This is a genomic window from Spirosoma sp., from assembly GCF_048594605.1.
GTDB lineage: Bacteria > Bacteroidota > Bacteroidia > Cytophagales > Spirosomataceae > Spirosoma.
Window position 1 is genome coordinate 1 of the sequence record NZ_JBMDWV010000163.1, and the last position, 8890, is coordinate 8890.

The 8890-nt window shown below is 46.8% G+C and carries 10 protein-coding genes; 3 read left to right on the forward strand and 7 right to left on the reverse strand.

Annotation, left to right across the window (positions count from 1 at the left end; translation table 11 throughout):
- Positions 1–169 precede the first annotated feature (169 nt).
- Entirely contained in the window at positions 170–1108 is a 939-nt protein-coding gene (locus ACOJS8_RS10270) for a nucleoside hydrolase (RefSeq protein WP_420148452.1), read from the reverse strand.
- A 414-nt stretch (positions 1109–1522) separates the two neighbouring features.
- Between ACOJS8_RS10270 and ACOJS8_RS10275 the strand changes: the two genes are divergently transcribed.
- Positions 1523–3190 carry a M28 family metallopeptidase gene (locus ACOJS8_RS10275; RefSeq protein WP_420148453.1) on the forward strand — a complete coding sequence of 556 codons (1668 nt, stop codon included), beginning with the start codon at positions 1523–1525 and terminating at the stop codon, positions 3188–3190.
- 38 nt (positions 3191–3228) lie between these two features.
- Here ACOJS8_RS10275 and ACOJS8_RS10280 read toward each other — a convergent pair whose 3' ends face one another.
- Positions 3229–3849, reverse strand: coding sequence for a thioredoxin family protein (locus ACOJS8_RS10280; RefSeq protein ID WP_420148454.1), 621 nt, complete (start codon positions 3847–3849; stop codon positions 3229–3231).
- Between the two features lie 5 nt (positions 3850–3854).
- Entirely contained in the window at positions 3855–4343 is a 489-nt protein-coding gene (locus ACOJS8_RS10285) for a TlpA disulfide reductase family protein (protein ID WP_420148455.1), read from the reverse strand.
- A 352-nt stretch (positions 4344–4695) separates the two neighbouring features.
- Here ACOJS8_RS10285 and ACOJS8_RS10290 point away from each other — a divergent pair, with 352 nt between their 5' ends.
- Together ACOJS8_RS10290 and ACOJS8_RS10295 are read left to right on the forward strand one after the other, a co-directional pair.
- A complete protein-coding gene (locus ACOJS8_RS10290; protein WP_420148456.1) occupies positions 4696–5691 on the forward strand; it encodes a sensor histidine kinase in 996 nt (331 codons plus the stop codon).
- Complete coding sequence (locus tag ACOJS8_RS10295) at positions 5688–6746, forward strand: sensor histidine kinase (RefSeq protein WP_420148457.1); 1059 nt, start codon at positions 5688–5690, stop codon at positions 6744–6746. The genes ACOJS8_RS10290 and ACOJS8_RS10295 overlap by 4 nt, the downstream gene beginning before the upstream one ends.
- A 1-nt stretch (position 6747) precedes the next feature.
- On the opposite strand, the gene ACOJS8_RS10300 is transcribed toward ACOJS8_RS10295, so the two are convergent.
- From ACOJS8_RS10300 to ACOJS8_RS10315, 4 genes are all read right to left on the reverse strand, one after another.
- Positions 6748–7437, reverse strand: coding sequence for an N-acetylmuramoyl-L-alanine amidase (locus ACOJS8_RS10300; protein WP_420148458.1), 690 nt, complete (start codon positions 7435–7437; stop codon positions 6748–6750).
- A gap of 94 nt (positions 7438–7531) precedes the next feature.
- On the reverse strand, positions 7532–8254 hold the full coding sequence (locus ACOJS8_RS10305) for an RluA family pseudouridine synthase (protein ID WP_420148459.1): 723 nt from the start codon (positions 8252–8254) through the stop codon (positions 7532–7534).
- A gap of 117 nt (positions 8255–8371) precedes the next feature.
- Complete coding sequence (gene rpmB / locus ACOJS8_RS10310; protein WP_420148460.1) at positions 8372–8611, reverse strand: 50S ribosomal protein L28; 240 nt, start codon at positions 8609–8611, stop codon at positions 8372–8374.
- A 60-nt stretch (positions 8612–8671) separates the two neighbouring features.
- A partial coding sequence (locus tag ACOJS8_RS10315; RefSeq protein ID WP_420148461.1) for a DUF5522 domain-containing protein occupies positions 8672–8890 on the reverse strand: 219 nt, incomplete at its 5' end.

Genomic DNA, 8890 nt, shown 5'->3' on the forward strand with positions numbered 1-8890 from the left:
CCAGCTTGCGCGCCAGCTGGAAGCTCAAAGCATCGGTTATTGTGCTTGTGGTAGCCGTGTTGTTCGCCATTCTGCACATTACTATCCTGGCGATCATTTTCGGCGTAATCGGCGCGTTCCTGCTAATTAGCGGCCTCAAACGATCGTTCAAAGTCAGACGCCCCTGGTTCTAGGGCAGCCCCCGAACTGATTCATAAATCAGCTGGATATACCGCTCGCGGTCGATATCGTAAACGAGTTCGGCGTTCGGGGTTTTCTTTAATACATCGAAAAAGTCGACTACCGTCGTGCCAAGCGTTAACGTTCCTGTTAACTCCACATCAACGTAGCAGGGTTTTGACGTAAACATCGTTGGGTCGATCAGCCAGGCGATGGCGCAAGGGTCGTGCAAAGCAGCACCACCATCCAGTTCGGGCCGCTCCCGACGGTAATAAATCGAGAAGAAATCCATTAGTTCGGCAATAACCGTACCCGTCTGGTTGCCGATGGCCCGGAATCGATCAATATCCTCCTGAAAAACCAGCGCCTTATGCGTTACGTCGAGCCCACACATCGTAATCGGTACCCCTGATCTGAAGACAACCGCAGCCGCTTCCGGATCGACGTAGATATTGAATTCGGCAGTCGGGGTAATATTTCCCCGAAAAGCCCCCCCGCCCATCAGCGAAATTCGTTCAATTTTTGACTTTACCTCTGGAAAAGCCAGTAATAACGTAGCAATGTTGGTCAACGGACCAGTTGGTACAAGGGTAATTTTCTCAGGACTATCGATCAGAATCCTGGCCATTGCTTCAACGACGGGGGTCGCTTCGTAGGCAAGCTCGGGTTCAGGCAATGCCGGTCCATCCAGCCCCATCTCGCCGTGTACGTGGTCGGCAATGATTAGCTGACGGAAAAGTGGTTTTTCGCAGCCTCTATAGATTGGTATGTCGGCTTTTAATAAGTCTCTGATTTTTAGCGCGTTTTTCAGCGTTTTTTCCTGTGTCTGATTCCCGGCCGACGTAGTGATCGCTTTGATATCAAACAGACCGCTGCCAACTGCCAGCATCAGCATGACGGCATCATCGTGGCCAGGATCGCAGTCAATAAGTATGGGAATTTTCGTCATTTCTGTCAAATAGTATTAAGCACCAAGTCTGCTTTAATCGTCGGCGAATATAGCCTCTGGCAGACATGCGGATGCATGGGTTATAATTTTACGGTCTATTTGTTACGTTGCAATAAAGCTTATTTCTGTTTATTAAATGAGGTGGCCAGTTTCTGAATGGCGTTGCTAGCCCGTTGCTTTCAGCGTTAGTGCTTTCCTGTAATTCCGAATCGCCATTGTCGTATCTCCTTTCGCTTTATAGGCATCCCCTAGCTATTATATGTAATAAACGATTTCGGAAAATAGACCTCGCTTAATGTCAGTAAATCGCAAATACTTTATTTGAGCATCGCAGTTAAATCAGCCATTTGTTGTTGACCTACTAAAATTGCAGATTATCTTAGCTTACGTTTAATGGATCTCCTGTACAACCTTATGCGCTATTCAACATCTTTTCTATTCTCGCTATTTATCTGTTCACTCGGTATAGGCGAACTTCATGCCCAATCGGATGCAATTCCCGTCGATGTTCAACGCGTTGCTAAAACGGCTCGTCCTGACGCTATTCGCAACCACATGCGCATTTTATCGAACGATTCATTGAGAGGAAGAAAGCCCGGTACCAAGGGGTTCGATATGGCAGCCGACTACGTAGTGAACCAGCTAAAAGCGTTGGGTTTAAAGCCAGCAGGCGAAAGTAACACGTATCGGCAGGACGTTCCGCTCCGCCGATGGCAAGTGCGGGAAGGAGGAAGTTCACTGACTTTATTAACCAATGGTCGCGAGCAACCCTTATCGTATGGTAAACAGTTCATTCTCAATCCAACCCCTGATCATACCAGCAGCGACGTAACGGCGCCCGTTATTTTCGTCGGGTATGGCGTAACGGCCCCCGAGCTGGGATATGACGATTATTCCGGTATTGATGTAAAAGGTAAAATTGTCGCTTATGTAAACGGTGCCCCCAATAGTTTTCCTTCTAATCAACGCGCTTACTATTCGTCGTCAAAAGCCGAAAATGCGGTAGCGCATGGCGCCGTTGGTACGTTAGCATTTAGCTTGCCAACTGATCTTCGGAATCGTATCGAAACGGCGGCTCCGCGTGCACGGCAGGGCGTGTATCGTTGGCTGGATAAATCAGGAAAACCGCAACGTACGTATCCTGACATAAAAGGATCAGCCTCACTCAGCGATTCAGCCGCCCGACTGCTTTTTGCCAATGCCGCTACGTCATTTAAAGACGCCCTTACCAGCGCGCAGAAAAATCGTCCGCAAGCCTTTCCTCTGAACGTATCCGTACGTATGCAAACCCAAACCGACGTAGTGGAAGATGTGCCCGGCTATAACGTAGTAGCCGTATTACCCGGCTCAGATCCCATTCTGAAAGATGAGTATATTGTTTATGCTGCACACATCGATCACCTGGGCGTCGGCCGACCCGTAAAGGGTGATTCGATTTACAACGGGGCGCACGATAATGCGTCGGGCGTAGCAATTAATCTGGAAATGGCGCGCCTGTTCGCCGGTTTGCCTAAAGCACCTAAGCGCTCCGTTCTGTTTGTGGGCGTAACGGGCGAGGAAATGGGGCTATTGGGCTCTGATTATTTTGCCAGCAACCCGACTGTTCCGAAAGAGAAAATTGTCGCTAACCTGGCGCTGGACATGCCCTTCTTTTTTCATCCGCTGCTCGATATTGTGCCTTACGGGGCCGAACATTCTAGCTTGAATCAGGAAGTACGTCAGGCCGCCAGTTTTTTAGGAGTTAAAATTAGTCCCGATCCAATTCCTGAACAGACGGTGTTTATGCGGAGCGATCATTTTAGCTTCGTCCGGCAAGGTATTCCGGCGCTTTTCATCAAAAGTGGTTCCGATACGGGCAACCCTAACCTGGATGGTACGAAACTAAATCTCAACTGGCGAGCCACGATTTATCACTCGCCACAGGATGATATGAATCAGCCGTTCGATTTCAATGCAGCCGCTAAACACGCTCAGCTGCAGTTTCTGATTGGCTACTTAACCGCCCAAAGCGATCAACGTCCTGCCTGGAATAAAGACGATTTCTTCGGGACGAAATTTGGAAAGAGTAACGTAGTGAAATGAACTTCTGAGCCTCTAAATTCTTTTTCGGGGCTCAGAATCTAAACGCTTTTCCACTTAATTCCGCAACCAACTGCCCGCGCCGACGATGTTGTTACAGGCTTACCAGCCAGTAATTCATTGACAGCGTTTTCAACAAATTTCTTATCTGCTGAAGCCGGGTCGCCCTGGTTGTTATCGATTGCACCTATGTAAGCGACTTTGTACTGGCTGCCATCGCGTTGAACAACGAACATATGGGGTGTATTCGTTGCTCCAAACGTACGAGCCACTGTTTGATTCTGATCGTAGAGATAGGGGAACGGATACTTGCTGTTTCTGGCGCGTTGCTGCATAGCCTCATACGAATCGCCGGGCGACCGCTGTGCATCGTTTGACTGAATTGCTACAACAGGATAACCTTTGGGCGCAAATCGCTCATTTAAGGCAATAATTCGGCTTTCGTAGGCTTTAGCTACTGGGCAGGTATTACACGTAAAAGCAATAATATATCCTTTTACATCTTTCTTGTCGGCTAATGAAATCGTTTGGCCATCGACATTCTTCAGCTTGAAATCCTGAACCGTGTCGCCAACTTTGTATCCATCGGATACATTCCGGGAACTCATCAACCCTATTGCCACCAGCAGGGCAATCACTGATAAAAAAACGGTCTTTTTCATGATGATTATAGTTTGTATTGATTGATAATTGATTCGAGTTCGCCGTCTTCTACGGGTTTTCCGACAAATCGACGGATGTTTTGTTTCTTATTCAGAAGCACAGTCATTGGCAAAGCGCCAGACCACTCCGGCACTAGTTTGTCAACCCACGTATTCAGGTCCGTTTCATCCAGCAACAGCACAGTCGATTTTATCTTCCGATTACGAACGAAGGGCACAACTTTCGTAGTCAGCGTCTTTTTCGTATCCATACTGACGAGCATCACCTTTACTTTCTTCGTTGCGTAGGTCCGTTTAAGCGCATCAAATAGAGGCAATTCTTTCACACAGGGCGCACACCAGGTAGCCCAGAAATTGACCACATACAACGTATCGTTAGGCTTAGTAATCAACTGCTGCAACTGATCAAACTTAACGACGGGTATCGACTGGCTTTTTGCTGAATTTACCCCCAGCCAACAAATAAGTAGCATGATTCCTAATCCTGATTTCATAAATCTGATGAATTAGTTGTCTTCTAACTTCGGATTACGTAGTCCAAAGACTGATTTTACAACTCTCTAAAAGTCTACGAATCAATGGATTCGCTCAACAAATGCTTCCCATGAACGTAACGACGACAGTGTATTTTATGTTATTTTTTCAGCCACAACATTATTCTCTTTGTCTTGACTCCAGCAGTTTGCGACCTGGCCCGCCGATGAGTAAGTTTTCTGGCTGAGTGACCTGACAACGGATACATGCTATCGCAATATGCTATCTTTACTCAGCTTACATTAACCCACATCGAGCTTGAACACCTTCAACGACAGACAGCTACGAATATTCGGCCCTCTCATCCTGTTTATGATTGGAGTGCTCTTTTTTCGGCTGAACTGGTACTTCGAAATGTCAACGGGGGAGCTGATACGTAGCAATTTAATTGCCATCAGCGCAGGCTATTTTTGCTGGAACCTGGCTCGGTGGGTAGTACGATCTCTTCAGAAACGGTATCCTGGTTTAGCGAATACCCGACGTCGTCTGCTATGGATGGTCGTACTTTTGCCTGTATTGATCAATATTGGCTGGATCATTCGCAGACTGGCCCATATGGTTTTTAATGGGGAGCCAGAATTTTGGGTTGATTTGCCAGCTTACACATATGCCCTGGGTATCCAGATTTTTTTTCACATTGTTTATTTTGTTCTTTACGAAGGCAGCTACGTTATGCGGGCCTGGCAACAGACGTATAACCTGAATCAGCGACTCAAAAAAGATCAGTTGCAGTATCAGCTCGACACTCTCAAAAGCCAGATCAACCCCCATTTTCTGTTCAATAGCCTGAACTCGCTGTCGTCGCTGATTTACGAAAATCCGGAGCAGGCCGAGAAAGTAGTGGACGAAATCAGTAGTGTTTATCGCTATCTGTTGCGAGCTAATGATAGCGGACTTGTGACGCTACGTGAGGAATTGAAGTTTATTCAGTCCTATTTTCATTTACTGAAGACTCGCTACGGCAAAGGACTTCACTTACAGATTGCGGTGGACGAAGAACAGATGGAACTCCGGTTGCCCACCCTTACCTTACAGCTTCTTCTCGAAAATGCGGTTAAGCATAATGTCATGTTGCCGGAACAACCCTTACGCATTTTTATTGAAGGACAAGCTCAATCACTGATCGTTCGTAACAATCTCCAGCGAAAGAATACGCCTGTCTTGTCAAATCGGGTTGGCCTGGCGAACATTGCCACCAAATACCAGCTGCTGGGTAACGATAATCTGTCCATTCAGGAAAAAGAAGGTGAATTCATCGTCAGTCTGCCGCTGTTACCTAATTACCACGACGTAACGATTCGTTCATGAAACCATTCAACGACACTTATCTTCGTTGGTTCGGACCCATCGGGCTGTATGCGTTCGTGGCTTTGTTCTTTCGGCTCGACTGGTACGCCAAACTTCCTTTAAAAACACTTCTGTATAACGATACCATCGCGCTTACGGTGGGCATTGCCTGGTGGCAGGTTGCGCGGTGGGCTGTGCTACGTATCCAGCAGATTTATCCAGGGTTAATCAACATGCGCCGACGGCTGTTGTGGCTGCTAACGATCCTGCCTTTTCTGGTAACCTTTGCCTGGTTAGTGCGCCACGGTATTCGTTTCCTGATCGATGGGCAGTTTTTTTACTTTACCAGTGCCGTCGAACTCAGCCGCATAATCGGCATTCAAATCTTTTACCATTTCATTTACTTTACTGTTTACGAAGGAAGTTATGTGCTGCAGCAATGGCAACGGGCAACGGTCGAAACTAACGATCTGGAAAAAATATTGTTACAGAGTCAGCTTACATCCCTACAGAGCCAGGTCAATCCACATTTTCTGTTTAATAGTCTAAATTCCTTGTCATCCCTGATTTATGAAAATCCTCGCCTGGCCGATCAGTTTCTCGACGAGTTGACCAGCGTTTTCAGGTATCTGCTACAGGCAGGAGAACAACGCCTGGTGACATTGACTGAAGAACTGGCCTTCATTAAGGCCTACTTTTACTTGTTAAAGACTCGTTATCAAACGGGACTTCGACTCGATCTGGACATTGATGAATCAGTAACGGATTTATTAATTCCACCGCTAACGCTACAGGTGTTGGTAGAAAATGCAGTACGGTATAACATCATTCTGGCCGATCAGCCATTAGCTATACAGATCTCTACCACGCCCGACCGCTGGCTACAGGTTGCCAATACCCTTCAGCGCAAGGCGCTTCGCTTTGATGTCACTGGAGATGGCTTGACGGATCTGGTCGCTAAATTCAGATTACTCGGTCAGGAAGCGGTTCGGATTGACGAAAGTAACGGCTGGTTTATTGTAAGCGTACCTCTCCTACACGAAGACACAGGTGTGGCTGCCCCCGTCATTTTCTGAGTTATTCCGTCTGGGCTGGGCTACCTTTTAGGTTCAGATCTTTAAGCCTGGTCCTGACTTTTTGCATGAAGGCCTTGCCAGGGTCTGTTTTGCCTGTCAAATAATTCGGATCAGTTTCTTTCCAAAGGGGCGTTCCAATAAAATCCTTGTACTCGTAATGCCCGATTAAATACTCAATGTCTTTATAATGGCTCTTCAAATAACGTATCAGCTGAATATTGGCTTTGAGCTGTGCTTCTGTCAAGTCATTATTGCCCACATTTTCGATACCAATGGCGCAGTAATTTAGTCCGATGCAATGGCGGGCAAACGTAGTGTCGGGGAGTAATCGAAAAATAGTACCATCGCGGTCAACAACAAAGGGCACAGAGGTATTTAAACGACTGGCAGATTGAAGTTCAGTCCGGCCCGGCAATACACTTGGATTAAAGATATCGAACGTAGCGTCGAGTGTCGGAATGGCCGTCCAGTGGAGCACAATCATTTTGGGTTTGATGAAAGGCTCAGCTTGCTGAATACCGTGCCGTTGCGCCAGATACTCCAGGGAGAGTTGCTTACGTTCCTCATCGAAAACAATAGGCTTGTCAACAATACGAAAGGTCGACTCCTGCGCCGTACAGGAATTGACCAGAAGTGAGCCTGCGAGAGGAAGGGCCCGGAACGTAGTGGATAGAAATATCGAAAGTTTCATGGGTGTGAAGTGGATCGTTCGCAAAAAAAGAAAATCCTCCCGCACTGGGAAGATTTTCTTTTTAAACGTAACATAACCAGGCGAAATCGCCCTGTCAGGCAAACTTTTCCAGCTGTTTCACCAGTACATTGAAATCTTTTGGGTAAGGCGCCACGAATGTTTGCTCTTCCCCGTTCAATAAAGTAAACGTAAGGGAGTAAGCGTGGAGAGCAACCCGCTGAATAAGAGGCAGCTCTTCAGTACCCTGCTTGAGGTTGAACTTGCGCTTTACGTCGGATAGATAAACAGGCTCACCACCATAGGTTGGGTCATTGACAATCGGTGCCTTCAGGCACATCAAATGGACACGAATCTGGTGCATCCGTCCTGTAATAGGCATACATTCTACCAACGTAGTAGTCCGGTACGCTTGCAACGTATTAAAAATCGTTTCTGCAATTTTGCCCTTTTCCCGATCAATGCGAACAGCTGTGCCGTCTTTAATCGGCGAGATAGGCAGATAAACAGATACGTTATCGAAGTCATGAACGCCGTTCGTTACAGCGTGGTATCGTTTGGCTACTTCCCGATGCTCAAATTGCATGGCCAGATGCCGATACGCTTCTGGATTTTTGGCAATCGCCAGGATGCCAGATGTTTCTTTATCCAGCCGATGGCCGAGTTGCGCATCCGGATGATACGCTTTAGCCAGGCGCACAATACTCTGTCCGCCCCGATCCGTCGTTCGTTCGTCGAGCGATGCTACGTGCGGAGGCTTGTTTATGATGATATAGTCCTCATTTTCGAAAACAATGAGGTCTTCAAAATTTAGTTTCATGCGTTAATAATCAACAGTCGTTAGTCAATAGATTGCGACGGACTGACGACTTTAAAGAAAACACAAAAAGCCTCCTCCTTACCGGAAGAGGCTCAAGGATGGCGTATCAGCAAAAGACTATACTGACAGCGTACCGCGCTGATTAGCTTTGCGGATCGTTGCTTCCAGACCATTTTTGTTGATGGTCTTTATAGCAGACGTAGCTACTTTCAGCGTAATCCATTCGCCCGTTGATTCAACGAAGAACCGCTTTTTCTGCAGGTTCGGGAAGAATTTACGCTTAGTCTTATTGTTAGCGTGAGAAACGTTGTTTCCGACACGTGTGCGCTTTCCTGTGATCTGACAAACTCTGGCCATTACCGTACTCGTTTTCCGTATGAGGGCGCAAAATTCGCTAAATAATTCATAATCTGCAACTCATTCCTTCTTTTTTTTGAAATCGTAGGGGCAATGACGGCATCCGTTCCGGCAACAATATCCTCTTTTTTTGTGATAAAGAGCCGTAAATACGACATAGCCTTCAGGGGTGAGGTAGTAATCGTCAGTGGTTAAATCCGGCACTTTCTTTATCGGGGATTGCTCAGGCATGGGTTTTGGGCTTCTGTAGAAGAAACTGTATTTTTGGAAAGCAACGGA

Excerpts from the sequence above, each read along its gene's own strand:
- rpmB (WP_420148460.1), bottom strand. The coding sequence starts at position 8,611 with ATGGCCAGAGTTTGTCAGATCACAGGAAAGCGCACACGTGTCGGAAAC.
- ACOJS8_RS10300 (WP_420148458.1), bottom strand. The coding sequence starts at position 7,437 with ATGAAACTTTCGATATTTCTATCCACTACGTTCCGGGCCCTTCCTCTC.
- ACOJS8_RS10280 (WP_420148454.1), bottom strand. The coding sequence starts at position 3,849 with ATGAAAAAGACCGTTTTTTTATCAGTGATTGCCCTGCTGGTGGCAATA.
- ACOJS8_RS10295 (WP_420148457.1), top strand. The coding sequence starts at position 5,688 with ATGAAACCATTCAACGACACTTATCTTCGTTGGTTCGGACCCATCGGG.
- ACOJS8_RS10305 (WP_420148459.1), bottom strand. The coding sequence starts at position 8,254 with ATGAAACTAAATTTTGAAGACCTCATTGTTTTCGAAAATGAGGACTAT.
- ACOJS8_RS10290 (WP_420148456.1), top strand. The coding sequence starts at position 4,696 with ATGATTGGAGTGCTCTTTTTTCGGCTGAACTGGTACTTCGAAATGTCA.
- ACOJS8_RS10285 (WP_420148455.1), bottom strand. The coding sequence starts at position 4,343 with ATGAAATCAGGATTAGGAATCATGCTACTTATTTGTTGGCTGGGGGTA.
- ACOJS8_RS10270 (WP_420148452.1), bottom strand. The coding sequence starts at position 1,108 with ATGACGAAAATTCCCATACTTATTGACTGCGATCCTGGCCACGATGAT.
- ACOJS8_RS10275 (WP_420148453.1), top strand. The coding sequence starts at position 1,523 with ATGCGCTATTCAACATCTTTTCTATTCTCGCTATTTATCTGTTCACTC.